This window comes from Methylobacterium sp. J-078 (assembly GCF_022829285.1).
Lineage (GTDB): Bacteria > Pseudomonadota > Alphaproteobacteria > Rhizobiales > Beijerinckiaceae > Methylobacterium.
The window spans coordinates 1-25,502 of record NZ_JAKSYI010000069.1 but is presented as its reverse complement, the minus strand read 5'-3'; the positions used below and the strand labels follow the sequence as shown (position 1 = coordinate 25,502).

Here is a 25,502-nt window from a genome sequence, read left to right as displayed (position 1 = left end):
GTCAGCCCGTTTCGCCCAGCACCGCCCGGCGCTGCCGGTCCAGTTCCTCGCTGTAGCGCTTCAGGGTGTGGCTCTCCGTGAGGAAGCCGATGACCTTGCGGCTCTTGAGGTCCTCGACAACCGCCAGGGCTTCGCTCTCGGTCCGGTCGAAGATCGCCGTGGCGATCTTGGCGTTCATGTCGGCGGTGAGGACGTCGGCCGTGTGGCGCAACAGGCCGGAAAGGTCGGGGGAGCCGTCCTCGGCCTCGCGCAGGGCGGCGTGCGCTTCCGGCACCAGGATGATGCCGGCGTAGCGCCCCTCCCCGTCCACCATCACCACCCGCGAGGGCGAACCAAGGGGATGCTTGCGCAGGAAGGCGGGCAGCGTCTGGTCGAGGGGGGCCATCGGCACCTCGCGGCGCATCAGCTTGCCCACCGTCAGGGTGCGGATCCAGCCGACGTCGTGCGCGCTGCGGATGCTCTCGCCCCGCAGATGGAAGCGCCAGGTGGCGAAGGAGTAGCCGAAGGTCTTGCGCACCGTCAGGGACGAGGCGATCACCGCCACGAGGACGAGGCCGGTGATCGGGAAGCTGCCGGTGAGTTCGAGGGCGAGGAACGTCATGGTCAGAGGGCCGCCGATCACCGCCACCGCCAGGGCGCTCATGCCGATCACCGCGTAGGCGAGCGGGGTGAGCCCGAAGGCGGCGAGGCCGGGCAGGATCAGCGGCATTCCGGCGGCGAAGATCTCGCCCGCGATCGCACCGAGGAAGAGCGAGGCGAAGAACAGGCCGCCGCGAAATCCCGACCCGATGGAAATCGCCGAGGCGGTCGCCTTGGCGACGAACAGGAGGACCAGGGCGGACAGCCCGAGGGTGGTTCCGTGGGCGTCGAGGTGCAGGTGCAGCGCCCCGTGTCCCCCGGACAGAACCTGCGGCGAGGCGATCAGCGCCAGCCCGCCGACGCAGAGCCCGCCGAGGACCGGAACGCACAGGGTCGGCAGGCGAGTGGCGCGGAACGCCCCCTCCACCAGCGTCACGCCGCGCATGATGAGGATGCCGAGCCCGGCGCAGATGAGTCCGAGGGCGAGGCTCGGCACCGTGTCCAGGGTGGTGAGCACCGTCGTGGTGATGGCGTCCGCCCGCTCGACGGTGACGAGGGATGTCTGCGCCACCAGGGCGCGGGCAACGACGCTGCCGCACAGGGCGGACACCACGACGGGGGTCAGCGTCGCGATGGAGTAGGTACCGATAATGAGTTCGAAGGCATAGAACGCGCCCGTCAGCGGCGCGCCGAAGGCCGCCGCGATGGCAGCCGCCGCGCCGCAGCCGACCAGGGTGCGCTGGTCGGCCCGGCGCAGCTCGAAGGACAGGCCGAGACGCGAGGCGAGGCCTGCGCAGAACTGCGTGTAGGCCGCCTCCATCCCCACCGAGATGCCGCTGCCGTTGGAGATCGTGTTCTGGATCACCACCACGGTGGAATCGCGGATCGACATCCGGCCGCCGTGGAGGGCGTTCGCCTCGATCGGGTCGACGACGGCCCGGCGCGGTCTGCGCTGCCAGCGCAACGCGAGGGTGAACAGCGCCAGCAGCACGCCACCGAAGGCCGGTGCCAGCAGCATCACCAGAGGAGGAAGGTCCGTGGCGGCGCTCAGGCGCAGGCCGGGCGGCAGTCCGTAGAGCCATTCGCGCATGCCCTGCGTCGCATAGGTCATCGCAGCGACCGCTACGCCGCCGCAGCAGCCGATGAGCGCGGCCAGCACGATCAGGCCGATCTCGCTGCCGCGCACCAGGGCGCGCAGATGCCCCGGCGCCTGGACGAGGACCCGGTGGGCGACCGGCGGGCGGGAAGGGACGGGTTGCGGTGGCATCGACCGGTGTTTTGGGGGCGGGGGCCGGGAGGAGCGCGCGTGGAAAGCGGACCCGAGCCCTGCTTAGCCTGCCCGAAGTCCCGCCGTCGACCGTCCGGCGCCCACGCACCCGCTGGGGATGGCGCACACTTTTGCCGACGATCCGCCGAAGGCGGCTTGAAATGCGGCGCGGCTCGGGATAGATCGCCCGCAGTGCCGCTGTAGCTCAGTTGGTTAGAGCGCTTGATTGTGGATCAAGAGGTCCCCCGTTCGAGCCGGGGCAGTGGTACCATTGTCTTTCCCACATCGTGACGACGTTGCAGCGGTCATGCCTCGCATGGCCGCTTTCTACGTTTGGGCGTGCCATTGCCGTCGGCGATGTGCCGAAACGCTCTCGACACCGTGGCGAACTTGCCACGGGATTGCCCCAAACTGGGCCGTGTTGTCGCCACATCTGTCAAGCTAATCTCAATCCGTCGCCAGGGAACGGGGTTGGGTCGCACAGATGCAGGGTCGAAACGTCGGATCGTCACGGACCGTCTTCGCCAAAGGCCCACATCTCGCCAAAGGGCTCCTCGTCGCAGGTTCGAGCCTGCGGGCCGCGCCCAACACCTCCGACGCCCTGATGCTGGCCGGCCGGGTCGGCAGCGCTCATGGCAGCCGCCCCGCCCTCACCCGCTCGGTCCTCTCGATGCTGCTCCTGGCCGGTGGCCTCGGCGCCATCGTGTCCTACGGGATCGGACCCGAGGCGGGGGTGGTCCAGTCGGCTCAGGCGATGACCGAGATCACGATGCCGAAGCCGCGTGTCCAGCCGGTCTCTGTCGTCCTCAAGGCCAGTCCCACCGCACCGGCGGCGCCCGCCATGATGACCGCCTCCTCCGCCTTCGCGGCGGTCCACGATCTCGACACCGAGCTCGGCTCGAACGCGGTGGACCGCGTCTCCTACGACTTCCTCCTGACCGAGAGCGCGGTCGGCGACCCGAACGACGTCCTCGAGTTCGGCCCGATGCGGATCCGCCGCCACCTCGTCCAGAAGATCATTCGCGCCGCGCAGGCGGTCGAGACCGACCCCGTTCTGCTCATGGCGGTGGCGGACAAGGAATCCAGCTTCAAGACCGAAGTGCAGGCCCAAACCTCCTCGGCGACGGGGCTCTATCAGTTCATCGAGCGGACCTGGCTCGGCGTGATCCGGGATTTCGGGCCGAAATACGGTCTCGCCGGTGACGCGGCCCTCGTCGTCTCGGGGGATAACGGCCGTCCCACGGTGGCGGACGCGGCCGAGCGCACCCGCATCCTGGAGATGCGCCGCGACCCCTACCTCTCGGCCCTGATGGCCGGCGAGATGCTGAAGCGCGATGCCGCCCGCATCGCCCTGCGCATCGGCCGCGAACTCACCCTGGGCGAGGTCTATCTCGCCCACTTCCTCGGCCCCGACGACGCCGAGGATTTCCTGGCCTCCGTCGTCGACAAGCCGAAGACCGCCGCCGCCCAGATGCTGCCGGGCCCGGCACGCGCCAACAAGTCGATCTTCTTCGCCGCACAGCGTGGGCGCCGGAAGGCCATCAGCCTCTCGGTGGCTCAGGTCCACGAGAAGTTCGAGGCCATGATGAGCGCGCGCGGCGCCCGCTACCGCGACGTACGCTCTGTGGCCGGCGTGATGGCCTATGCCGACGCCGCCGTGGATTGACGGACCGCGCCCTCGAGAAATGCCACGCGCTTGAGAAAAGGCACATGGCTGTCGCGCGGTGGGATGATTTCTGGCAACTGACCGTCGCGTCCCGGCTTTAATGTCCGTGCGGCCCATGGGGGCGCGTCACGAGCATACCTGTCGGAGGCCTCGCTTGCCGGACCTGAAAGGCACCCCGCCGGACCGATCCTCGTCCGTCCGCCCGGCTGCGCCCTTGGACACCTTAAGTCCGGGCCTGTCCCTCGATCGGATCGGGCAGGCGCTGGCCGCCTTCTACGATGATCTCATCGCGGAGGGGGTGCCCGAGCACCTCGCCACCCTTGTTCGCAACGTTCGGCCCGAGCCGGCCGCACGCGTCAAATCCGACCGGGTGGCCCTGGTGGTGGAAGACGACGAGGCCACGCGGCAGCTCGCCGAGGCGCTCCTCGGAGATACGGATCTCAGCGTCATCGGTTGCGACAATGCCGAGGCCGCCCTCGCGATCATGCAGGAACAGGGCGGGCGCGTCGCCCTCGTATTCGCGGACGTCCGTCTCGCGGGACCGATGGACGGACTGCAGCTCGCCGCAGCCATCACCCTGCTCTGGCCGACCGCCCGGATGGTGGTGACCTCCGGCCGGCGGGCGGAACGGCCCGCCAACCTGCCGCCGCAGGCGGTCTTCATCCCGAAGCCGTGGCGGCCCTTCGATCTGCTGGTCGAGGCCGAGCGCGCCACCACGGAACGGCAACCGATCGTTCCCTGACCCAAAGGTTTCGCGGGGACGACCCACGAAGCACTCACGCGCTGGGCGACCTGAGACCCCGGCGCACCTCTTGCATCGTGTTCGGCCAGCGTCCGTGCCGACACGCCCGCGCCTGCCGCGCGGTGGAGCCTACCCGCCTTGCCGATCCTCTCCGTTCGCCACGTCACGACCTACCGCTACCGCCAGCCCGTGGCGTTCGGCGAGCATCGCATCCTGTTCCGCCCGCGCGACAGCTACGACCAGCGCCTGATCGCGGCGACGCTCAAGATCACGCCCGAGCCGAGCGGTCTGCGCTGGCTGCACGACGTGTTCGGCAATTGCGTCGCGGTCGCGTCGTTCACGGGCCGCGCCGCGCAGCTGACCTTCGAGTGCGCGATCACCCTCGACCATACGCCGGAATCCGCTCCGGTCTTCCCGATCTCGGCGCATGCTGCCTACTACCCCTTCGGCTACAGCGCGGAGGACATTCCCGATCTCAGCCGCGCGATGGAGCGCCAGTATTCCGACCCTCGCAACGAGGTGGATGCCTGGGCACGCAGCTTCGTGCCCGCCGAGGGCCGCATCGGCACGCAGGACCTCCTCGCGGACATGACGCGCAGCGTTCGCCGCAACTTCGCGTACCTCGCGCGTTCCGAGAAGGGCGTGCAGGACCCCGTGACCACCCTGCGGCTCAAGCGCGGCTCATGCCGCGACTTCGCGGTGTTGATGATCGAGGCCGTGCGGGCGCTGGGCATGGCGGCGCGCTTCGTCTCGGGCTACCTCTACAACCCACGGGGGGATCGCAACCGTCACGTGGGTGGTGGCTCGACTCATGCTTGGGTGCAGGTCTACCTGCCGGGGGCGGGTTGGATCGAGTTCGATCCCACCAACGGCATCGTGGGCAATCGCGACCTGATCCGTGTCGCGGTCGCCCGCGATCCCCGTCAGGCGGTGCCGTTGCATGGTTCGTTCTTCGGTTTCCCTGCGGACGACCTCGGCATGACGGTGAACGTTCAGGTCGATGAGATCGAACCAAGCCCCGATGTGCCGGGATCGGCGGAGCCGAAACTGGTGCGTTGACAGATCGGCCGCGGCCGGACCCGCGGGCAAGCAGAAGCGCGGCGTGTGTTTCTCGACAGGATCAGGTGGTTGTCATGAAAATCAGGACTGGGTTCGACATCGCCTTCGAATCGGTTCAACCGACGCCCATGATCCTGGCACTCAGTGTGCACCCCTCGCGGATGCCCGATGTGCTGACGCCGCACGTCATCAACTTCGATCCGCCGATCCCCTACCAGGATTACCGCGATACCTTCGACAACATCTGCACCCGCATCGTCACCCCTCCGGGCCGTCTGACGATCTCGGCGGATTTCGTGGTGCAGGATTCCGGGCAGCCCGACGTCTACGCACCCTACGCGCAGCAGATCGACGTCCAGAACCTGCCCAGCGACGTGCTCGTATTCCTCCTCGGCAGCCGCTACTGCGACACCGACAAGCTCTCCGAGACGGCCTGGTCGCTGTTCGGCGGCACGCAGCCCGGCTGGGCCCGAGTCCAGGCGATCTGCGACTACGTCCACGATCGCATCCGCTTCGACTACATGTGCGCCGACGCCACCCGCACGGCCTGGGACGGCTTCATGCAGCGCCACGGGGTCTGCCGCGACTTCGCGCATCTGGCCGTCGCGTTCTGCCGCTGTATGAACATCCCGGCCCGCTACTGCACGGGATATCTCGGCGATATCGGCATCCCGCCGGTGCCCGATCCGATGGATTTCTCGGCTTGGTTCGAGGTCTATCTCGACGGGACCTGGTACACCTTCGACGCGCGCCACAACACGCCCCGCATAGGCCGCATCGTGATGGCGCGCGGGCGCGACGCCACCGACGTGGCGATCACCACCAACTTCGGCTACGCGCACCTCGCCCGCTTCGACGTGCACACCGACGAGGTCTACTGAAGAGCCCTGTTCGCAGCAGCCGGATCGCACCAGCGTGTGGTGCGATCGGCCGACTGGCGGTGCTTTCGAGGCGTGCCGCCACGAAGATGACGAAATCGTCAAGGTGCGATGGAACCACCTGCCTACGCTTACGCTTGTATAGCAAAGGTTACGGCACAGGTAAGGTATCCACGATGAAGACCTTGGCGACTGCCCTGGCGGGCATACTCGGTGTCTGCGCACTCTCCGCGAGCCCTGCTCTCGCGAATCCCTACGATCCTTTCGGCAGCAACGCCGCCGATGACTACGGCAACGATCCGGCCTACGCTTACGGTCGGGCCACCGACGATCCCTACGGCTACCAAGGCACGGTCGGCCAGGGTGTGCAGGCGGCACCCCAGGCACAGGTCGCTCCGATCCCGCGCGAGATCGTTGCCTTCAACGGCAGCTACAAGCCGGGAACCATCGTGGTTTCGACCGCCGAGCGCCGTCTCTACTTCGTGATGCCGAACGGCGAGGCGATCCGCTACGGCGTCGGCGTCGGCCGCCCCGGCTTCACGTGGTCCGGCGTCAAGACCGTGACGGCGAAGAAGGAATGGCCGTCCTGGACCCCGCCGGCCGCCATGATCGCGCGTCGTCCCGACCTGCCGCGCTACATGGCCGGTGGTGTCGAAAACCCCCTGGGCGCCCGCGCCATGTATATCGGGAACACCGAATACCGCATCCACGGCTCGAACGAGCCGGATACGATCGGTCAGGCGGTCTCCTCGGGCTGCATCCGGATGACCAACGAGGATGTGACCGATCTGTACGAGCGGGTGAAGGTCGGGGCCAAGGTCGTCGTCCTGAACTGAACCCAGCTCCAGACAGACATTGCGAGCGAAAGACGCCGCGCACTCCCAACGGAAGGCGCGGCGTCTTTCGTTTAATCCGCAGCGCCGACATGACCTCAACGGATCGGCATTCCACGGATGGCTTTGCCCCGGCACCGATCCCGCGCGTCGCGCGGCGACCGCTGCCGTTCGTGTCGTGAATCAGGGCACGACGCGCCCGACCGCCGTCTGGGGCGAGCTCAAGGGCGCGATCGGCATGTTGCAGAAGCAGCGGGCACCGAGCGGCCGCGGGCCGGGCAGCGGGCAGGAATAGGGCTGCAGACCGCTGAGGCCGGATTGGACCGCATCGCAGTTTAGGCCAACCTCGCGGCGGGGCGCCGGCCGGGCATAGCCGTCATCCCGGTAATCCGGGCGCGGCGGGCGGCGGTCGTCGTAGTAGCGACGCGGCGGCGGCCGGTCGTAGCCGTCGTCGTAGTACTGCGCGCTCGCACCCTGAGCACCGAAGAGGCTCGCCAGGACCGTGAGGAAAAGACTGATTCGGTAGATGCGCCGCATGGCGTTTCACCCCTCTCGACAATGCCGGCCTCGAAGGGGAAGCGCGGCGGTTCGGCGGCCAGGGTTAGGAGACCCGACCGTCCGGGGCAAGCGCGGGTGCGCACAACGGAACAGCCCGGCCCGCGCGAGCGGACCGGGCTGCGAGGTGGGCGCCGCCGGGGCGGCGCCGCGGCTCGGATCAGGAGTTGGTGGCGTTGCGCATGGCCTGCTCGGCATCGCTGCCGGCCTTGCGGGCGGCCTCGGTGCCCTGCTCCATCGCCTTGCGGGCGTGCTCGGCAGTCTCCTGCATGGCGCCCTTGGCCTTCTCGGCGCTCTGCTGCATCGCGGTCTGCGCCAGACCACCGAACTCCTTGGCCTGAGCCTGGATCGCGGCGAACTGGCTGCGGACGAACTCCGCCTGATGCTGCATGGCCTCCTGCAGGTCGCGCGAGCGGACGAGCTTCTGGGCCAGGTCGAAGGCGGCCGTCACGTTCTGCTCGGCGAATTCGAAGCCACGCGCGGAGACGTCCTGGGCGTTGGTGCGGGCCATCTCGGCGGAGCCCTGCACGGTGTCGGCCGTGCGACGGGCGGCGCTGATGAACGAATCGAACGCCTTGCGCGCCTGGTCGACGCTCTTCTCGGCGAAATCGCGCATCTCGGCGGGCACTTCGTAGTTCGGGGTGCTGCTCATTGTCCTCTCCTTGTTCACACTTGTTAATGGCTTGTTGTGCGCTGCAACATAGCACAGCTCCAGCCCTATGCCACCCTGCTGGGGCGCATTAAGGTTGACAACAGGTAAACGCGCTTCATCCCCCTCGATGGCTTCCGGGAGGGCTGCAACGCAGTAAAAAGGGCGTCACGTCTCGGGAATCGTCACGCGAAACGGGTTCGGATGTTGAACAAGATCGGATGGGAGGCGGTGCTGAAGAACGACGCGGCGACGGCGCTGATCCGGCGTGCTGCCGAGGGTGATTCGGCTCTGGCATCCCGCATGACTGATTCGAAGGCAGTGCTCCTCGTGCTCGACGGGGCGGGCGAGCGCATCGTGCATGCTTCTGAGGCAGCGACAGGCCTGCGTCGCGCAATCTCCGACTCGCATGGACGCCTCTTGCCGACGCTGCGATTTGGAGCCCAGATCCAGCGTGCACGGCCGCGTCTCGGCAATTCACTTCTCCTGCGTCTTCACATCGATCCGCGACGGATCGCGCCGCCGGCCCTCGTCACGATCCTTCGCGCGCGGACCGAGGACGGGATCGAAGCCCTGATCCTGCTCGCCGCCACCCCCCTGCCCCGTCTGCGGACCCTCCCGACGTCCGGACCTATCGAAGTGTCGGACCGGCCGGGTCCGCTCGCGGATTCGCCCGACGCGGTGGCCCTCGTTCCGGCAGCGCCGGACCTTCCCGAGGATCCCGACGCCCTGTTCCGACGCTTTACCTGGAAGAGCGATGCGGACGGCAGAGTGTCGGATCTCTCACGGGCACCGGGCGATCCCTTACGCGAACGCATGTTGGGTCGGACCTGGCGGGCGCTCTCGGACACCGAGACATTACGGGACGCGGAGGGGCTGCTCGCGGCCCTGGCCGAGGCCAGAACCTTCCGGGCAATTCCGGTGACCCTCATCGCGGCCGACGCGAGCGTGTTCGAACTGGAACTCTCCGGATCGCCGGTCGACCGGTCCGGTCGCGGCTTTCGCGGCTTCGGTCAGGTCCGATCCGTGGCGCCGGCGGAGGCGCATCCGCCGGTCGCGGAGCCCGAGGCGATCGGTGAGGGCCCCGAGGCTGCGCCGACCGTGATGCAGGATCAGTCCGTGGAGGCGGAGCAGACCGAAGAGCCGTTGGCCTCGCCCCCGACGATCGAGGCCAACGAGGAGACCAGTGCATCCACGGCCGACCCGAGCCTCTCGAGCAACGAGCACGCGGCGTTCCGCGAGATCGCACGGGCGCTCGGGGCTCGATTTGCCGGCGATGACGCGGGTGCAGCGCCACTCGAGCGCGGCCTGCCCTGCGCGGTGATGCCGTTCCCGGCATCGGCCTCCCGCAGCGTCGATGCGGTGAGCCCGGACGCAGCCATGGTGGCGACCCTGGAGCGCCTGCCAGCCGGGGTGCTCGTCTACCGCGACAATACCGTGCTGTTCGCCAACCGGCGCCTCCTGGATCTGACCGGCTATGCGGACACGGCGATGCTCGACGCGGCCGGGGGGATCGAGCGGCTGTTCGGCGGTCTGATGCCGCATACCCGGGTCGAGAGCGACACCCCGGTCGTTCTCACGGCCCGCGATGGCGGCCGACTCGGCGCGCTCATCGAGCATTCCGTCCTCGACTGGGCCGGGCAACCGGCCGAGTTGCTCCTCGCACGGGATTCCGAATCGAGCGATGCCTTCCGCGCCAGCGCCGCCAATGCGCTCGCACAGGATTTCGCCGGCCGCAGGGGCGCCGAGGCGATCGCGGTGCTGGACCGGCTCGATGACGGAATCGCCACCCTCGACGGGCAGGCTCGCATCCTGGCGTTGAACCGCAGCGCCGCCGCGACCTTCGGGTTGGATGCCCGCGAGATCGTCGGCGCGAGCTTCCTCGGCCTGTTCGCACCCGAGAACGCGGTCGACCTGCTAGCGCGCCTGCACGCGGAGCCCGGCTCCGAGCCGGTGGACGCCGCCGTCATGGCGCGCGCCACCGGCATCGCGCTGCGGGTCAAGGTCCTCCCGATGGACGGGGATGGGCCGGTCCGCCTCTGCGCCGTGATCGGGCGCGCCATCACCCGGAGTCGACACGAGGCAGAGGATGCGAACGCCGACGGAAATGAGAGCGTTGTGCGCCGGCAGCCGTTGGAATTCCTCGCCCAGGTGACCCAGGAGATTCGAACGCCGATCGATGCCATTCTGGCCCTGGCAGACCGCATGCTCGGCGAGCCGCATGGTCCCCTAGGGTCCGAGCGTTACCGCGGGTCTCTGCGGGAGATCCACGCTTCCGGCACCCAGGTGCTCGACCGCGTGGACGGCCTCCTTGAACTTGCGCAGATCGAGGCCGGGCACCTCGATCTGAGCGTGGCACCGATCCCGCTGAATGAGGTCGTCGCGCGCTGCGTCGCGCAACTCCAGCCCCAGGCCGCCCGTGAGCGCATCGTGGTGCGTACCAGCTTCTCCGCCGACCTCGAGATCCTGATGGCCGACGAGCGCTCGGTGCGGCAAGCCACCCTCAATGTCATTGCCAACGCCATAGCGTTCTCGCCGGCCGGCGGACAGGTCATCGTCTCAACCAGCATGGCGGATCGCGGCGAGATTGCGCTTCGCGTGCGTGATACCGGTATCGGCATGACGGCCGAGGAGGTGGAGGGGGCGCTGCGGCCGTTCCGACAGATCGAGAAGGACGGCCTTCGCAAGGGAACAGGCCTCGGTCTGCCGCTGACCAAGGCCCTGGTGGAGGCCAATCACGGGCGGTTCCGCATCGACAGCCGACGGGACGAGGGCACCCTGGTGGAGATGCTTTTTCCCGGTGCCGCCGCAACCAAGCGGGCCTGAGCCCGAACCTCGCGGGCGCGGAAACCCACGCCCCGCCTTCGCGTTGGACCTCCAGCCATGGAGATTCCGATGCGTGCCTCGATCCTCACCCTCGCCTTCGCGCTGACCCTGCCCCTCGCCGCCCAGGCGCAGGAGGCCGGGCGCCTGCCGCCGGACGCCAATCTCGGCTCGGCCGGCCAGTTTCAAAATATCACCTCGACCGGCGTGACGAAGCCGCCGGGCGGCGGGGGAGCGCCCAACGAGAACCGCGTCTCGGATTCCACCCGAAAGCAGCAGGCGATCGACCGCAAGGTGGAGACCGGAATCTGCATTGGGTGCAATTAAAGCGCGCGTGAACAAAATTGCCTATCTGTCCCTGAACTTTCCCGATCCGTGCTTGCCGCCGGTATGTCCTTGTGCCTAAGACGGTATTCGGAAGACCCGGCTGCGTGAACAGTCGCGATACGATCGGGCACCGACAGGGAAGAAGCGATGGACGAGAAGGTGGTCGAAGTCCGTTCGGCATGGAGCGAGGGCGCCCACGTCGACGACGCGAAGTATCTGGCCATGTATCAGTCGTCCGTGAGCGACCCGGAGGCTTTCTGGGCCGAACACGGCAAGCGTATCGACTGGATGACCCCCTTCACGCGCGTGAAGAACACCAGTTTCGAGCCCGGCAATATCGCGATCAAGTGGTTCGAGGACGGGCGCACCAACGTCGCGCACAACTGTATCGATCGCCATCTCGAGACCCGTGGCGACCAGGTCGCCATCATCTGGGAAGGCGACGACCCGAACGAGTCCAAGCACATCACGTATCGCCAGCTTCACTCCGAAGTGGGCAAGATGGCCAACGTGCTGCGCAATCGCGGTGTGGCCAAGGGCGACCGGGTCACGATCTACCTGCCGATGATCCCGGAAGCCGCTTACGCGATGCTCGCCTGCGCGCGCCTCGGCGCGATCCATTCCATCGTGTTCGGTGGATTTTCGCCGGACTCGCTGGCCGGACGCATCGAGGGTTGCGCCTCGAAGATGGTGATCACCGCCGATGAGGGTCTGCGCGGTGGCCGCAAGGTGCCGCTGAAGGCCAATGTCGACGCCGCCATCGCCCGCTTGCCGAAGGACAGCGTGGACCACGTCGTGGTCGTGCGCCGGACCGGCTCGTCGATCGCCATGGAGCCCGGTCGCGACGTCTATTACGACGAGGCCGCCGCACAGGTGACGGACGATTGCCCGGCCGAGCCCGTCGAGGCCGAGCACCCGCTCTTCATCCTCTACACCTCCGGCTCGACCGGCCAGCCGAAGGGCGTCGTTCACACCACCGGCGGTTACCTCGTCTATGCATCGATGACGCACCAGTACGTCTTCGATTACCGCGAGGGTGAGGTCTACTGGTGCACGGCCGATGTCGGCTGGGTCACGGGCCACTCCTACATCGTCTACGGGCCCCTTGCGAACGGCGCGACGACGCTGATGTTCGAGGGTATTCCGACCTACCCCTCGAACTCGCGTTTCTGGGACGTCGTCGACAAGCACAAGGTCAACATCTTCTACACCGCGCCGACCGCCATCCGCTCGCTCATGGGCGGCGGCGAAGGCCCGGTGAAGAAGACCTCACGGGCATCCCTGCGCGTCCTCGGCTCGGTCGGCGAACCGATCAACCCGGAAGCCTGGGACTGGTACTACAAGGTGGTCGGCGAATCCCGCTGCCCTATCGTGGACACTTGGTGGCAGACCGAGACCGGCGGCATCCTCATCACGCCGCTGCCCGGCGCCACGAAGCTCAAGCCCGGTTCGGCCACGCGTCCGTTCTTCGGTATTCAGCCCATCGTGGTCGACGCCGAGGGCAAGACCCTGGAAGGGCCGTGCGAGGGTAACCTCTGCATCAAGGATTCCTGGCCCGGCCAGATGCGCACGGTCTACGGCGACCACGAGCGCTTCGAGCAGACCTACTTCTCGACCTACCCGGGCAACTACTTCACCGGCGACGGCTGCCGCCGGGACGCGGACGGCTATTACTGGATCACCGGCCGCGTCGACGACGTCATCAACGTGTCGGGCCACCGCATGGGCACGGCGGAGGTCGAATCCTCCCTCGTCGCGCATCCGAAGGTGTCCGAGGCGGCCGTGGTCGGCTACCCGCACAACGTCAAGGGCCAGGGCATCTACGCCTACGTGACCCTGATGGAAGGCGAGGAGGGCTCCGACGAGTTGCGCAAGGAACTCGTGACCTGGGTCCGCAAGGATATCGGTCCGATCGCCTCACCGGACCTCATCCAGTTCGCCCCGGGCCTGCCCAAGACCCGCTCGGGCAAGATCATGCGCCGCATCCTGCGCAAGATCGCCGAGGACGAGTTCTCGTCCCTGGGCGACACCTCGACGCTCGCCGAACCGGCGGTGGTCGATGACCTCATCGAGAATCGGCAGAACCGGACGCACTGAACGACGTCGGGTTTCTCGAACGCGCGGCCTCCTTCGGGCAGGCCGCGCGCCATCATGCCAGCATCCAAGCTTCATCGTAACGGGACGCCGGTCCGCCAAGAGGCGGCTCCCCGGGAGGGTCATGTCATGTCCGATATCGAGACTGCGCGCGTCGCGCAGAACCCGAACTTCAAGGCGCTCGTCCACGAACGCACGCGGTTCGGCTGGACGCTCACCATTCTCATGCTGCTGATCTATTTCGGCTTCATCGGCCTCATCGCCTTCGACAAGGCGTTGCTCGCCGTCAAGATCGGCGGCGGCACCGCGTCCCTCGGCCTCTTCCTCGGCGTGGCCGTGATCGTATTCGCCTTCATCCTCACCGGCATCTACGTCCAGCGCGCCAACGGCCGCTTCGACGACCTGACCGCCGCCCTCAAGCGGGATGTCGGCCGATGAACCGCCTCAAGCATCCCATCGTCCTCGGCGGCACCCTTGCCGTCGTCGCCGTCACGGCGGCCTTCGCCGCCGGGCCAGATCTCGGTGCCGTCAAGCAGTCGGCGACGAACTGGCCGGCCATCGGCATGTTCGCGTTCTTCGTGCTCTTCACCCTCGGCATCACCTACAAGGCGGCCAAGGGCACCAAGTCGGCGGCCGACTTCTACGCCGCCGGCGGCGGCATCTCGGCCGGCACCAACTCGCTCGCCATCGCGGGCGACTACATGTCCGCCGCCTCGTTCCTGGGCATCTCGGGCCTCGTCTACACCTCGGGCTTCGACGGGCTGATCTACTCCACCGGCTTCCTCGTCGGCTGGCCGATCGTGCTGTTCCTCATCGCCGAGCGCCTGCGCAACCTTGGCAAGTTCACCTTCGCGGACGTGGCGAGCTTCCGCCTCGACCAGACCTCGATCCGCATCATCTCGGCCACCGGCACCCTGGTGGTGGTGGCGTTCTACCTGATCGCCCAGATGGTCGGCGCAGGAAAGCTGATCCAGCTCCTGTTCGGCCTGCCCTACCTCTACGCCGTCATCATCGTCGGCGTGCTGATGATCGTCTACGTGGCCTTCGGCGGCATGAAGGCGACCACCTGGGTGCAGGTGATCAAGGCCTGCCTGCTGCTCGGCGGCGCCACCTTCATGGCCGGCGCGGTCCTCTACAAGTACGGCTTCAATCCCGAGACTCTGTTCGCCGCCGCCGTCGCCACCCACCCCAAGGGTGATGCGATCATGGCACCGGGCGGCCTCGTGTCGAACCCGATCGAGGCGATCTCGCTCGGCGTCGGCCTGATGTTCGGCACCGCCGGCCTGCCGCACATCCTGATGCGCTTCTTCACGGTGTCGGACGCACAAGCCGCCCGCAAGTCGGTGTTCTACGCCACCGGCCTGATCGGCTACTTCTACATCCTCACCTTCATCATCGGCTTCGGCGGGATCAGTCTCCTGATGTCCGACCCGGCCTACTTCACCCTCGACGCGGCCGGCGCCTTCGACAAGCTGAAGGGCATGATCGGCGGCACCAACATGGTGGCGGTGAACCTCGCCAATGCCGTGGGCGGCCCGTACTTCCTCGGCTTCATCTCGGCGGTGGCCTTCGCGACCATCCTGGCGGTGGTCGCCGGCCTGACCCTCGCCGGCGCCTCCGCGGTCAGCCACGACCTCTACGCCCAGGTAATCGCCCGCGGGCGCGTCAACGAGGGCGCCGAGGTGCGGCTCTCCAAGATCGCAGCCGTCGTCATCGGCATCGTGGCGATCTATCTCGGCTACGTCTTCGAGAACCAGAACGTCGCCTTCATGGTCGGCCTCGCCTTCTCGGTGGCGGCAAGCTGCAACTTCCCGGTTCTGACGATGTCGATCCTCTGGCGGGGCACCACGACCTGGGGCGCCCTCATCGGTGGCCTCGTCGGCCTCATCGCGGCGGTCGGCATGGTGGTGCTGTCGAAGGCGGTCTGGGTGACGACCTTCGGCAACCCGGTGGCGATCTTCCCCTACGACAACCCGGCCCTGTTCTCGATGCCGCTGGCCTTCCTGACGATCTTCGTCGTCTCGAAGCTCGACAACACCCGCAGAGCTCAGCGCGAGCGTGCGCTGTTCGACGCGCAGTTCGTCCGCTCGGAGACCGGCATCGGCGCCGATGGGGCGCACGCCCACTAATTCGCGGAGGCGAAGTTCGGTTTTCCGGGAGGGCGCGGCGCGAGTCGCGCCCTTCTACGTTTTAGACGGCGTGTTAGTCCCGGCCGAGCGGAAAAATATAGTTGGTTGAATGCTCAAAAATATCTGAATTCGGTAGTTCGGCGCCGTCTTTCGCTATTGGGCAAGCACAAGGCCTCCCTTAGCATCCCGGTCCGCGCACCCTGCACAGGTCGGCGGGCGAGACGCCGTGCCGTCCGATCGACCTAGTCTTGCGCGCTGGTCCAACATGCCACGGGCGACTGAACGCCTGGGCTAGAAAATTTCTGGAGAAACGTCTCATGGTTGCGTCGAGCGCAATGCCCGTCAGCGAATCGGCCTCACGGCCGATGAGCGCCGGCGAGAAAAAAGTCATTCTCGCCTCGTCCCTCGGTACCGTCTTCGAGTGGTACGACTTCTACCTCTACGGGTCGCTCGCCGCGATCATCGGCGCGCAGTTCTTCTCGGCCTATCCGGAAGCCACGCGCAACGTGTTCGCCCTGCTGGCCTTTGCCGCCGGCTTCCTCGTCCGCCCGTTCGGTGCGCTGGTCTTCGGGCGCCTCGGCGACATGGTCGGCCGCAAATACACCTTCCTCGTCACCATCCTGATCATGGGCATCTCGACCTTCGTCGTCGGCCTGCTGCCCTCCTACGCGACCATGAACGAGTACGGCGTCGGCTGGGTCGCGCCCGTGGCGCTGCTCGCTCTGCGCATGCTGCAGGGGCTGGCCCTCGGCGGTGAGTACGGCGGCGCGGCAGTCTACGTGGCCGAGCACGCGCCCCGCGGCCGGCGCGGCTTCTACACCGCCTTCATCCAGACCACCGCGACCCTGGGTCTGCTGCTGTCGCTGATGGTGATCCTGTTCACCCAGATTTACGTGAACGCCAACTACGCTCCCGTGGCCACCACGCTCGCCGACGGCACCGCCGGCACCATCACCCCGTTCGCCGCCTGGGGCTGGCGCATCCCGTTCCTCGTCTCGATCGTGCTGCTCGGCGTCTCGGTCTTCATCCGCCTTCAGATGCAGGAGAGCCCGGCCTTCAAGAAGATGAAGGAAGAGGGCACCGGCTCGAAGGCGCCGCTCTCGGAGGCGTTCGGCCAGTGGCGCAACGCCAAGTGGGCCCTCCTTGCCCTCCTCGGCCTCACCGCCGGTCAGGCCGTGGTCTGGTACACCGGCCAGTTCTACGCGCTGTTCTTCCTGCAGACGATCCTGAAGGTCGACCAGTTCACCGCCAACGTGCTCATCGCCTGGTCGCTCATCCTCGGCACCGGCGGGTTCCTGTTCTTCGGCGCGCTCTCGGACAAGATCGGCCGCAAGCCGATCATCCTCGGCGGTTGCGTGATCGCGGCGCTGACCTTCTTCCCGCTGTTCAAGGCGCTGACGGCGGCGGCGAACCCCGCCCTGCACGCGGCTCAGCAGAACACGCAGGTGGTGGTCAAGGCCGACCCGGCGGATTGCTCCTTCCAGTTCAATCCGGTCGGTACCGCCAAGTTCACCAATTCGTGTGACATCGCCAAGGCGCTGCTCGCCCGGTCGGCGGTGAACTACACCACCGAGCCGGTGGCCCCCGGCACCAAAGCGACCGTGACGGTCGCCGGCAAGGAATTCGCCGCCGCCGACCCGGCCTTCGCCAAGGATGTGGGTGCCGCGCTCACCGCCGCCGGCTACCCGGCCGCGAACAACCCCAGCATCGTCAAGATCGTCATCGATCCGAAGGACGGCCTGACCAACTTCGCCAAGATGATCGACATCTTCTCGGTGCAGAAGCTGACCATCATCGGCATCCTGACCATTCTCGTCCTCTACGTGACGATGGTCTACGGCCCGATCGCGGCGGCCCTGGTCGAGTTGTTCCCGACGCGCATCCGCTACACCTCGATGTCCCTGCCCTACCATATCGGCAACGGCTGGTTCGGCGGCCTCCTGCCGGCCACCGCCTTCGCGATGGTGGCCCAGACCGGCGATATCTACTACGGCCTCTGGTACCCCATCGTCATCGCGGTCGCGACCGCGATCATCGGGGCCCTGTTCATCCCCGAGACCAAGGATCGCGACATCTTCACCTACGACGAGGCGCCGGCCCGCTGAACGCGGACAGCACCCTGCCGGAGGGCCCCGCCGCAAGGCGGGGCCCTCCTTCGTTTCACTGGGCGCCGTCGTTCGGGGGCTGGGTCTGGAAGTCCTCCAGCAGCAGAGCGTGGTCGGCGATGCTCTGGCGCGCATAGGCCATCGCGAAATCCGCGATCGCCTCGTCGAAGGCCGAACCCTTGCCGAGGTAGCCGGCGATCATCGCCGCGTCGCCGGAGCGGGCGTGCGCCCGGGCGAGCGTGGTGCCGCACAGGCGGGCATAGGCCTTGGCCCCGCTCTCGGCGAGGATCTCGGCCACGGCCGAGAGCTTCCGGTTCTTGAGCTGGCGCACGTAGTAGGAGCGTCCGCTCGCGTCGGAGAACGCGGTGCCGAGGAAGAGGTCGCTCGCCGCCTGCATGATCCGCTGGCCGTCGATCACCCGCTGGCCTTCCGAAGCCACGGAGAACGGGCGCAGGGCGTGCTGGCCGATCACCGACGGCCGCGCCTCCTTGATCTGCAGGAACAGCGGCGCGCCATCGGCATCCGCGTAGACCGCGACGGCGCAGACGAGGCCGACCGAGCCGATACCCACGACCTTGAAGGCGACGTCGCGCTGCGCGTAGCGCGACACCAGGGTCCAGCGATCGGCGGTGAGGCTGTGCGGGTAGGCGAGGAGCGCGGCGGCCGCGTCCTGCACGGCCTGCGTGAGCCCGTGATCCCCCTCGTGGAAGATCACCCGATCCTTGTCGGCGATGCGCCAGGCGGCGGGCGCGGCCTCGTCGGGCGCGGTCGCGAGTTTGGGCGCATCACCCCGGCTCAAGCCGTCCGCGTTCTCCGTCTCGGCTTCCGCGAGGAGCCGCCGGCAGAGGTCACCGTCGCCGAGGCGGCCCACCTCGTGGTGGAGGTCGATGCGGCTGTGCCAGATCGCCAGCGGCGACAGGTTGGAGAGGTCGCGCATGTGCTCGCGATAGGCGCAGGCAGTGGCCTTGGCGGCCCGGCGCGCCTTCTCTTCGCCGCGCGGAAGGGACGCCACGGCGACGCTGGCAGCCAGCCGCTTCACGTCGAGGGTGAAGTCGACGTTCCACAGGGTCTCGTCGAAGTCGTTGATGTCGAACAGGGTCTGGCCTTCGGGGCTGCGGTAGACGCCGAAATTGCCGATGTGGCAATCGCCGCAGGCCTGGACCGGGATGCCCGGGACCGGAACGCCCTCGAGGTCGGCCGCCATGACGGCCGCGGCCCCGCGCAGGAAAGCGAAGGAATTCTCGCGCATCCGCTCGTAGCGGAGCGGAATCAGCGGCTGGAGCCGGCCCTGATCGCCCGCGCGCAGGATCGCGAGGGGATCGCGGGCCGGGTCCGGCCGCCACTGGCCGTGCGACTCCCGCGAGACCTGCTCGCGCAGGCGCTTGCCGGCCGCACGGCGCTCTTCGCGGCTGGTCGGAATGTTCGTGTCGGTCATGGTGGGGTAGCCTTGTCGATGCGGCAAGCGCTGGCGCGCGTCCGCGTTCCGGCGAGAGGGTCAGTGCCGGAAATGGCGGTGTCCGGTGAATACCATGGCGAGGCCGGCCGCGTCGGCAGCCCCGATCACGTCGGCGTCGCGCATGGAGCCGCCGGGCTGGATCACCGCCGTGGCGCCGGCCTCGGCCGCCGCGATCAACCCGTCGGCGAACGGGAAGAACGCGTCCGAGGCGACCACCGAACCTTTCGCGAGGCTCTCGGGGAGGCCGAGGCGCCGGGCGCCCTCCGCCGCCTTCCAGGCGGCGATGCGGGAGGAATCCACCCGCGACATCTGCCCGGCGCCGATGCCGACCGTGGCCCCTTCGCGGGCATACACGATGGCGTTCGACTTCACGTGCTTGGCCACCCGGTAGGCGAAGCGCAGATCGGCGTATTCCTGCGGGCTCGGCGCGCGCCGCGTTACCACGCGCAGCGGCATGTCGTCGACCACCGCGGCGTCGCGCGCCTGCACCAAGAGGCCGCCCGAGAGGGTCTTCACGGTCTCGCCGGGCCCGCGCGGGTCGGGCAAGCCATCGGCCAGCAGCAGACGCAGGTTCTTCTTCGCGGCCACGATCGCGATGGCCTCCTCGGTGGCGTCGGGCGCGATGATCACCTCGGTGAAGATCTCGACGATCCGGCGCGCGGCCTCGGCGTCGAGCGTCCGGTTCAGGGCGACGATGCCGCCGAAGGCGGAGGTCGGATCGCAGCTCAGGGCGCGCTCGTAGGCCTCCGCGAGGCTCGTCCCCTCGGCGACGCCGCACGGATTGGCATGTTTGATGATCGCCACGGCAGCCGAGCGGGCCGGGTCGAACTCGGCCACGCACTCGTAGGCGGCGTCGGTGTCGTTGAGGTTGTTGTAGGAGAGTTCCTTGCCCTGGAGCTGGCGGGCGGTGGCGACGCCGGGCCGGGCTGGGCCGGGCGAGCGGTAGAAGGCCGCGCCCTGGTGCGGGTTCTCTCCATAGCGGAGTGACTGGGCGAGGCTGCCGCCGAAGGCGCGGAAGGCGGGCGCCGGGTCCGGCTCGATCTGGCCGGCGAGCCAGTTCGCGATGGCGGCGTCGTAGGCGGCCGTGCGGGCATAGGCCTTCTGGGCGAAGCGCCGGCGGGTGCGCTCGCTTAAGGAACCCCCGTGAGCTTCGAGTTCGGCAAGCACGGCGGCGTAGTCGCCGACATCGACCACGACCGCGACGTCGGCGTGGTTCTTCGAGGCCGCGCGGATCATGGCCGGACCGCCGATATCGATGTTCTCGACGCAGTCGTCGTAGCCGGCTCCCTTCGCCACCGTCTCCTCGAACGGGTAGAGATTGACCACCAGGAGGTCGATCGCGCGGATGCCGTGGGCGGCCAGCGCCGCCTGATGCTCCGGGTTGTCGCGCACGGCGAGCAATCCGCCATGGATTCCGGGGTGCAGCGTCTTCACGCGGCCATCCATCATCTCGGGAAAGCCGGTCAGGTCCGCGACTTCGGCAACGGTGAGCCCGGCCGCGCGAAGGGCCTTGTGCGTACCGCCGGTGGAGACCAGCGCGATGCCGAGGCGGTCGAGGGCGGTGGCGAATTCGACGAGGCCGGCCTTGTCGGAGACGGAGAGGAGTGCGCGGGTGACCCGCACCTGGTCATGCGACATGGCGTTTCGTCCGAGGCAAAATACGAAGGAACTGCGACGAGGGAACTGGCGCGCGCCTACCACGGAATGGTGCGCTGCGGCCAGCCGCCCGTCAGCCCGCCGGGTTCTGGGATCGCGCGAAGCCCCAGCGGACGCGGGTATCGTCCGCGACGGAGAGGTAGATCACGATCTGATCGGTGCGTCGCGCGCCGGTCAGCCCGGCGAAGTAGACGCTCTCCTCCAGGGCGATCTCGCCGCCCTCGGCGCCGAAGTGCCAGACCTCGCCGATGGGAAGGCTGAGCTCGATGCGGCCGTCGTCCAGTCCGCGCGCCGCGATGGCCGGGTGCAGGTGGAAGCGTACCGCGACCTCCTGGCGCCGAACCTTGCCGCGCTTAGTGCCCGCGCTACGCACGAAAGCGTCCTCGCCTTCGAGTACCTGGCCGCCGGCCGCGAGGCGCCAGCGGCGCTCGTGGAGCACCCCGAATTCGTGGGCATAGCCGTCGTGGCGCGCAGCCAGGATGCTGGCGCCGTCCTCGCTGGTCCGCTCCGACTTCACCGCGCGGGGACCGCGCAGGATCACCGGGCCGATCCGGTGTGAGAGCCAGCGCACCGCCCAGCGCTCGTACCAGGCGCCACCGCCGACGAGGAACCGGCAGGAGGAGGTGTCGGCCACCGTCGCGGTGGAGTGGGCGGCGGTGCTGCGGGCCAGCCTGCGCAGTTCCGGGCCGCTCGCCGGCAATCCGCAATTGACGACGATGCGCTGGGGCCCGCTCGACATCTCGAAGGACAGGCAGCCGGCGCCGGCATTGATCGAATCGGGAAGCGGCGGCGGCGCGCCGACATCCGCCACCACCAGGACCCGGCCGCCCTCCATCCGCTCGTAGCCGGAATTCGGAGCGTGCATCATCGGCTGGGCGAGAGCGCCGTCATAGATCAGCAGCGTTGCCAGATGATCGGCCGCCGTCGCGCCCATGCCGTTGAAGTGGCTGAGCGAGGCGTCGGGGTGCCGCAGCAGCCGCAGCAGCGGCAGCATCCGGTCGATGGCGTGGAGGAGGGCTTCCGGCGGATCGACGCTGCGCGAGAGGAAGCTCTGGCGCAGGGGCAGCAGGTCGAGGAGCAGTTCCATCGCGAAGCGCGGGTCGCGGCTGCGATGACCGCCGTCCCGCAGGATCTGCCGGTCGAGTTCGCGCACCAGGATGCGAGTGGAGCGCCGGAGGATCGGCTGGATTCCCTCGCAGCACAGTCCCGCATAGCAGAGGGCCACGGCGGCGAGGAGCCGGGTCTGGGGCGAGATGCCCCGGCGCAGATCGCCCTCGAGTTCGCGCGCCGCCTTGCCGAGGGCCTTCAGGAAGGCCTGGTAGAAGGCATGGTCCGCGCCCTCGAGCACGAGGGGCGACTGGCACAGGAACGAGATCAGCCGCCGGGCCGCGACCGGCGTCGGCCGGGCGAGCGCGGCATCGCCCCGTCCGGCGATGAAGTCGGCGACGAAGGCGCGGGCATTGGCGCGCGCCAGCGCCGTGTCGGCGGCGCGCAGGTGGCGCAGCCACCCGAAGCCGTAGAGGATGTCGGCCCATTCCTGCGAGGGCGGCGCGTAATCGAAGGGCGAGCGCCCGCTCACCGACAACGAGCGGCCGGCGAACACGAACAGGCCGGCATAGATGTCGTCCGCGAAAGTGGCGTCGCTCGTGCGCAGGTCGTGCGGCGCGATCACGAGGCCCGTGACGCGGGCGCGGGCGAGGATGTCGGGTCGGCCGGTCAGGCGCGCATAGGTGTCGCGCACGGACCGCGTGATCTCGCGCCCGATGAGCCGATAGAAACGCCAGCGATCAGCCCCCCAGCGCACGTGTTCTCCCCTTCCGGCGTCGAACCCGACCGCCGGGCGTTACGCCGGATGCCGCTCCCCGAAGCGAGACCGTTGATCCGACTGCGCGGTTAACCGCAAATCCGGCGCTCCGTCCATGCTCGGACGTTCTCATTCGGCAGCCCTGGCCGATGCCGCGACCGCGCGCACGGGCTTGGCCGCCCTGGACTCGGAGGCCTTGAGCGCCTTCCAGCTATTGGGCTGCGCCACGAAGGCCCGAAGGGCGGCGGTGTTGGCGGCGGACTCATCCGGGGACAAATCGGTGCTGGAAACCGCCTCGGCATCGGCGAACTTACCCTGAAGGCCGAGGACGAGCGCCAGGTTCTGCCGAACCCGCGCATCGGCGCGGGGCTGAACGACGGCGCGGCGCAGGGTTGCCTCCGCCTGCGGCAACTGCCGGCCGAGCGCGTAGGACAGGCCGAGGTTCGAGAGGATGACGGGGTCGTCGGGCTGGATCTTCAGGGCCGCCTCGTAGAACGCCTGCGCGCGGGCATGATCGCCGAGCTGGTCGGCCACCGCCCCCTGTGCCGAGAGGACGCGCCAGTCGGGCCGGGCCGGCGTATGGGCGTTCTGAAGCACTTCCGCGGCTTCCTGAAAGCGGCCGACATCGGCGAGCGCTTTCCCGTAAGCCGCAAGCACGGCGTTGTTCTTGGGGTTGCGCAGGGCCGCTTGCTGAAGCACCGCCACCGCCTGCGGCTTCTGGTTGGTCGCGCGCAGGGCTTGCGCATAGCGCAGCGCGAGGGTGACGTCGCCGGAATCGGCGGCATATTTCTCACCGAGACTGTCGACCTCACGCCGGCCGATCACCGCCGGGTTCTGCGGCTTGCCGAAACTCGGCAGGGACATCCCCCCGATGGACCCGGTGGTCTCGGGCGAGCGCGACTGGCACCCGGCGGCGACACTCGCCACCAGGATGGTGATCAGCAGCCCGGTGGTCCGGGTTCGTGATGGGTTCAACAGCGGCGTGACCATGACGCGCTCCGCGACGGCCGACGGGAACGTGCGCCCCATGGGTCCGGGTTTGTGATCGGTGTGTCTCATCGGAGGCGCGCTTCGCCCTCCCGACCGGGTGGTGATAGACGGTTAACCCTAACCCGCCGTTAACCTCGTCCCGATCCTGCCCTCCGCGAGCCACATGACTCAGTCCCTGTCCCGTCTCGTTCCCGCTAACGGCCCGTCCGGCGCTGACATCGGCGTGCCAATCACCTGCGTCACGGCCGAATCCTGGCCGGCGGTCGAGGCCGCCCTGCCCGGCCCGCAGGCGACGTTCGCCCGCGCGGCGGATTTCACCCCGAAGGCGGGCCGGCTCGCCCTCCTTCCGGCGCCGGACGGCCGGCTCGGCGGCGTCCTGTTCGGGCTCGGCGACGGGGGCGACCGCATGCTGGCGGGCAAGCTCCCCGGGGCACTTCCGCCGGGCACCTACCGCTTTTCCGCAGCGGAAGGGTTCGATGCCGCCACAGCGACGCTGGCCTGGCTCCTCGGCAGCTACCGCTTCGGGCGCTACCGCGATGCGGGGCCGGAGAGCCCGGCCCTCGTGACACCGGAGGGCGTCGATGCCGAGGCCCTCACCCGGATCGCCGCCGCGGTCGCCAACGGGCGCGACCTCGTCAACACCCCCGCCAACGACCTCGGACCCGCCGAGATCGAGGCGGCGGTCCGCGCCGTCGCGATGCGTCACGGCGCCAGCGTCTCGGTCGTGTCGGGTGCCGATCTCGCCCGCGACTTCCCCCTCATCCATACGGTCGGTTCGTCGTCGCCGCGCGCGCCCCGCCTGATCGATCTGACCTGGGGACCGGCCGACGCGCCGCGCGTGACGCTCGTCGGCAAGGGCGTCGCCTTCGACACGGGCGGCCTCGACATCAAGCCGTCGAGCGCGATGCTCCTGATGAAGAAGGACATGGGCGGGTCCGCGGCCGCCCTCGCCGCCGCCGACATGGTGATGGGCTCGGGGCTTCGCCTGCGCCTGCGCCTGATCGTGCCGGCGGTGGAGAACGCGGTCTCGGGCGAAGCCTTCCGGCCGGGGGACGTCATCCGCAGCCGGTCCGGGCTCACGGTGGAGATCGGCAACACCGATGCCGAGGGCCGGCTCATCCTCGCCGACGCACTCGCGCTGGCGGATGCCGAGAAACCGGAGCTCCTGATCGACTTCGCGACCCTCACGGGCGCTGCGCGAGTGGCCCTGGGGCCGGACCTGCCGGCTTTCTTCACCGAGGACGATGCCCTCGCCGATGCGGTCTCGGAGGCCGGCGCGGCCTGCGCCGACCCCGTCTGGCGCCTGCCGCTGCACAAGCCTTACGCGAGCCTGCTTGATTCGAAGGTCGCCGACCTGAACAACGTCTCGGGCGGCCCCTTCGCCGGAGCGATCACGGCGGCGCTGTTCCTGCGCCGCTTCGCCCCCACCACGCGGGCCCACGTGCATTTCGACCTTTACGGCTGGAACCCGTCCACGAAGCCGGGGCGGCCGGAAGGCGGCGAGGTGCAGACGGCGCGCCTCGTCCACGCGCTCCTGTCCCGCCGCTACCCGAAGGCCTGACGCGGGGCATCCGGTTTCCTGTACCTGAGGGCTGGCCGTGGTTTGATACGGCTTGGGCGTCCGGCGGTCTTACGATTTCCAGGTCCGTCACGCGGGCTGTCGTTCCGCCGCGTGATACGACCGTCAATCGGCACGATCCCGGACGCCCTGTCTTGCGTAGTCCGAACAGTCGGTTGGGTCCCGCCTCGGCGGGCGCCCGCGTACAGGACAGGATCCGCCATGCTCAGCCTCGTACCGGTGGCCGGCATCGACGTCGGCAAGCACGTCCTCGACCTCGGGTTCCATCCCGCCGCCAAACCGCTCCGGTGTGACAACACCCCGACCGGCAT

General features: G+C 68.5%; 19 protein-coding genes, 1 tRNA gene and 1 pseudogene. 14 read left to right on the top strand and 7 right to left on the bottom strand.

Going from position 1 to position 25,502, the window contains the following annotated elements; all coding sequences use genetic code 11:
* Position 1: 1 nt before the first annotated feature.
* The gene (locus MKK58_RS10900; protein ID WP_243912097.1) at positions 2–1,846 is read right to left on the bottom strand and encodes a chloride channel protein; all 1,845 of its coding nucleotides are present in this window, start codon (positions 1,844–1,846) and stop codon (positions 2–4) included.
* Positions 1,847–2,040: 194 nt separating this feature from the next.
* Between MKK58_RS10900 and MKK58_RS10895 the strand changes: the two genes are divergently transcribed.
* From MKK58_RS10895 to MKK58_RS10870, 6 genes are all read left to right on the top strand, one after another.
* Positions 2,041–2,117 (top strand) — tRNA-His (locus MKK58_RS10895).
* A gap of 213 nt (positions 2,118–2,330) precedes the next feature.
* Positions 2,331–3,512, top strand: coding sequence for a transglycosylase SLT domain-containing protein (locus MKK58_RS10890; protein ID WP_243912096.1), 1,182 nt, complete (start codon positions 2,331–2,333; stop codon positions 3,510–3,512).
* Between the two features lie 235 nt (positions 3,513–3,747).
* The gene (locus MKK58_RS10885) at positions 3,748–4,254 is read left to right on the top strand and encodes a response regulator (RefSeq protein WP_243912293.1); all 507 of its coding nucleotides are present in this window, start codon (positions 3,748–3,750) and stop codon (positions 4,252–4,254) included.
* A 138-nt stretch (positions 4,255–4,392) separates the two neighbouring features.
* The gene (locus MKK58_RS10880) at positions 4,393–5,313 is read left to right on the top strand and encodes a transglutaminase family protein (RefSeq protein WP_243912095.1); all 921 of its coding nucleotides are present in this window, start codon (positions 4,393–4,395) and stop codon (positions 5,311–5,313) included.
* 74 nt (positions 5,314–5,387) lie between these two features.
* Positions 5,388–6,194, top strand: a complete 807-nt coding sequence (locus MKK58_RS10875) for a transglutaminase-like domain-containing protein (RefSeq protein ID WP_243912094.1) — start codon at positions 5,388–5,390, stop codon at positions 6,192–6,194.
* Positions 6,195–6,367: 173 nt separating this feature from the next.
* On the top strand, positions 6,368–7,027 hold the full coding sequence (locus tag MKK58_RS10870) for a L,D-transpeptidase (protein WP_243912093.1): 660 nt from the start codon (positions 6,368–6,370) through the stop codon (positions 7,025–7,027).
* 180 nt (positions 7,028–7,207) lie between these two features.
* On the opposite strand, the gene MKK58_RS10865 is transcribed toward MKK58_RS10870, so the two are convergent.
* Both MKK58_RS10865 and MKK58_RS10860 read right to left on the bottom strand, forming a co-directional pair.
* Positions 7,208–7,561 (bottom strand): hypothetical protein, encoded by a 354-nt coding sequence (locus tag MKK58_RS10865; RefSeq protein WP_243912092.1) that lies wholly within the window; start codon positions 7,559–7,561, stop codon positions 7,208–7,210.
* Positions 7,562–7,739: 178 nt separating this feature from the next.
* Positions 7,740–8,231 carry a phasin gene (locus MKK58_RS10860; protein WP_243912091.1) on the bottom strand — a complete coding sequence of 164 codons (492 nt, stop codon included), beginning with the start codon at positions 8,229–8,231 and terminating at the stop codon, positions 7,740–7,742.
* Between the two features lie 201 nt (positions 8,232–8,432).
* Here MKK58_RS10860 and MKK58_RS10855 point away from each other — a divergent pair, with 201 nt between their 5' ends.
* From MKK58_RS10855 to MKK58_RS10830, 6 genes are all read left to right on the top strand, one after another.
* Complete coding sequence (locus MKK58_RS10855) at positions 8,433–11,054, top strand: PAS domain-containing sensor histidine kinase (RefSeq protein ID WP_243912090.1); 2,622 nt, start codon at positions 8,433–8,435, stop codon at positions 11,052–11,054.
* 69 nt (positions 11,055–11,123) lie between these two features.
* A complete protein-coding gene (locus tag MKK58_RS10850) occupies positions 11,124–11,378 on the top strand; it encodes a hypothetical protein (RefSeq protein WP_243912089.1) in 255 nt (84 codons plus the stop codon).
* Between the two features lie 147 nt (positions 11,379–11,525).
* Positions 11,526–13,475 (top strand): acetate--CoA ligase, encoded by a 1,950-nt coding sequence (acs, locus tag MKK58_RS10845; RefSeq protein WP_243912088.1) that lies wholly within the window; start codon positions 11,526–11,528, stop codon positions 13,473–13,475.
* Between the two features lie 126 nt (positions 13,476–13,601).
* A complete protein-coding gene (locus MKK58_RS10840) occupies positions 13,602–13,910 on the top strand; it encodes a DUF485 domain-containing protein (protein WP_243912087.1) in 309 nt (102 codons plus the stop codon).
* Positions 13,907–15,601, top strand: coding sequence for a cation acetate symporter (locus MKK58_RS10835; RefSeq protein WP_243912086.1), 1,695 nt, complete (start codon positions 13,907–13,909; stop codon positions 15,599–15,601). The genes MKK58_RS10840 and MKK58_RS10835 overlap by 4 nt, the downstream gene beginning before the upstream one ends.
* A gap of 365 nt (positions 15,602–15,966) precedes the next feature.
* Positions 15,967–17,706, top strand: a complete 1,740-nt coding sequence (locus MKK58_RS10830) for an MFS transporter (protein WP_409565236.1) — start codon at positions 15,967–15,969, stop codon at positions 17,704–17,706.
* A gap of 55 nt (positions 17,707–17,761) precedes the next feature.
* Here the strand turns inward: MKK58_RS10830 and MKK58_RS10825 are convergent, their stop codons facing one another.
* From MKK58_RS10825 to MKK58_RS10810, 4 genes are all read right to left on the bottom strand, one after another.
* Positions 17,762–19,141 (bottom strand): DUF2252 domain-containing protein, encoded by a 1,380-nt coding sequence (locus MKK58_RS10825; protein ID WP_243912084.1) that lies wholly within the window; start codon positions 19,139–19,141, stop codon positions 17,762–17,764.
* A gap of 60 nt (positions 19,142–19,201) precedes the next feature.
* Positions 19,202–20,800: a bifunctional phosphoribosylaminoimidazolecarboxamide formyltransferase/IMP cyclohydrolase gene (purH, locus tag MKK58_RS10820; protein WP_243912083.1), complete on the bottom strand. Its 1,599-nt coding sequence runs from the start codon at positions 20,798–20,800 to the stop codon at positions 19,202–19,204.
* Positions 20,801–20,891: 91 nt separating this feature from the next.
* Positions 20,892–22,622, bottom strand: coding sequence for a heparinase II/III family protein (locus MKK58_RS10815; RefSeq protein ID WP_243912082.1), 1,731 nt, complete (start codon positions 22,620–22,622; stop codon positions 20,892–20,894).
* A gap of 129 nt (positions 22,623–22,751) precedes the next feature.
* The gene (locus MKK58_RS10810) at positions 22,752–23,612 is read right to left on the bottom strand and encodes a tetratricopeptide repeat protein (protein ID WP_243912081.1); all 861 of its coding nucleotides are present in this window, start codon (positions 23,610–23,612) and stop codon (positions 22,752–22,754) included.
* Between the two features lie 163 nt (positions 23,613–23,775).
* Here MKK58_RS10810 and MKK58_RS10805 point away from each other — a divergent pair, with 163 nt between their 5' ends.
* Together MKK58_RS10805 and MKK58_RS10800 are read left to right on the top strand one after the other, a co-directional pair.
* The gene (locus MKK58_RS10805) at positions 23,776–25,173 is read left to right on the top strand and encodes a leucyl aminopeptidase family protein (RefSeq protein ID WP_243912080.1); all 1,398 of its coding nucleotides are present in this window, start codon (positions 23,776–23,778) and stop codon (positions 25,171–25,173) included.
* A gap of 219 nt (positions 25,174–25,392) precedes the next feature.
* Positions 25,393–25,502 (top strand): annotated as a pseudogene (locus MKK58_RS10800) (IS110 family transposase); the annotation flags it as partial.

Excerpts from the sequence above, each read along its gene's own strand:
- MKK58_RS10900 (WP_243912097.1), bottom strand. The coding sequence starts at position 1,846 with ATGCCACCGCAACCCGTCCCTTCCCGCCCGCCGGTCGCCCACCGGGTC.
- MKK58_RS10890 (WP_243912096.1), top strand. The coding sequence starts at position 2,331 with ATGCAGGGTCGAAACGTCGGATCGTCACGGACCGTCTTCGCCAAAGGC.
- MKK58_RS10875 (WP_243912094.1), top strand. The coding sequence starts at position 5,388 with ATGAAAATCAGGACTGGGTTCGACATCGCCTTCGAATCGGTTCAACCG.
- MKK58_RS10870 (WP_243912093.1), top strand. The coding sequence starts at position 6,368 with ATGAAGACCTTGGCGACTGCCCTGGCGGGCATACTCGGTGTCTGCGCA.
- MKK58_RS10865 (WP_243912092.1), bottom strand. The coding sequence starts at position 7,561 with ATGCGGCGCATCTACCGAATCAGTCTTTTCCTCACGGTCCTGGCGAGC.
- MKK58_RS10860 (WP_243912091.1), bottom strand. The coding sequence starts at position 8,231 with ATGAGCAGCACCCCGAACTACGAAGTGCCCGCCGAGATGCGCGATTTC.
- MKK58_RS10855 (WP_243912090.1), top strand. The coding sequence starts at position 8,433 with ATGTTGAACAAGATCGGATGGGAGGCGGTGCTGAAGAACGACGCGGCG.
- MKK58_RS10850 (WP_243912089.1), top strand. The coding sequence starts at position 11,124 with ATGCGTGCCTCGATCCTCACCCTCGCCTTCGCGCTGACCCTGCCCCTC.
- acs (WP_243912088.1), top strand. The coding sequence starts at position 11,526 with ATGGACGAGAAGGTGGTCGAAGTCCGTTCGGCATGGAGCGAGGGCGCC.
- MKK58_RS10840 (WP_243912087.1), top strand. The coding sequence starts at position 13,602 with ATGTCCGATATCGAGACTGCGCGCGTCGCGCAGAACCCGAACTTCAAG.
- MKK58_RS10835 (WP_243912086.1), top strand. The coding sequence starts at position 13,907 with ATGAACCGCCTCAAGCATCCCATCGTCCTCGGCGGCACCCTTGCCGTC.
- MKK58_RS10830 (WP_409565236.1), top strand. The coding sequence starts at position 15,967 with ATGAGCGCCGGCGAGAAAAAAGTCATTCTCGCCTCGTCCCTCGGTACC.
- MKK58_RS10825 (WP_243912084.1), bottom strand. The coding sequence starts at position 19,141 with ATGACCGACACGAACATTCCGACCAGCCGCGAAGAGCGCCGTGCGGCC.
- purH (WP_243912083.1), bottom strand. The coding sequence starts at position 20,800 with ATGTCGCATGACCAGGTGCGGGTCACCCGCGCACTCCTCTCCGTCTCC.
- MKK58_RS10810 (WP_243912081.1), bottom strand. The coding sequence starts at position 23,612 with ATGGTCACGCCGCTGTTGAACCCATCACGAACCCGGACCACCGGGCTG.
- MKK58_RS10805 (WP_243912080.1), top strand. The coding sequence starts at position 23,776 with ATGACTCAGTCCCTGTCCCGTCTCGTTCCCGCTAACGGCCCGTCCGGC.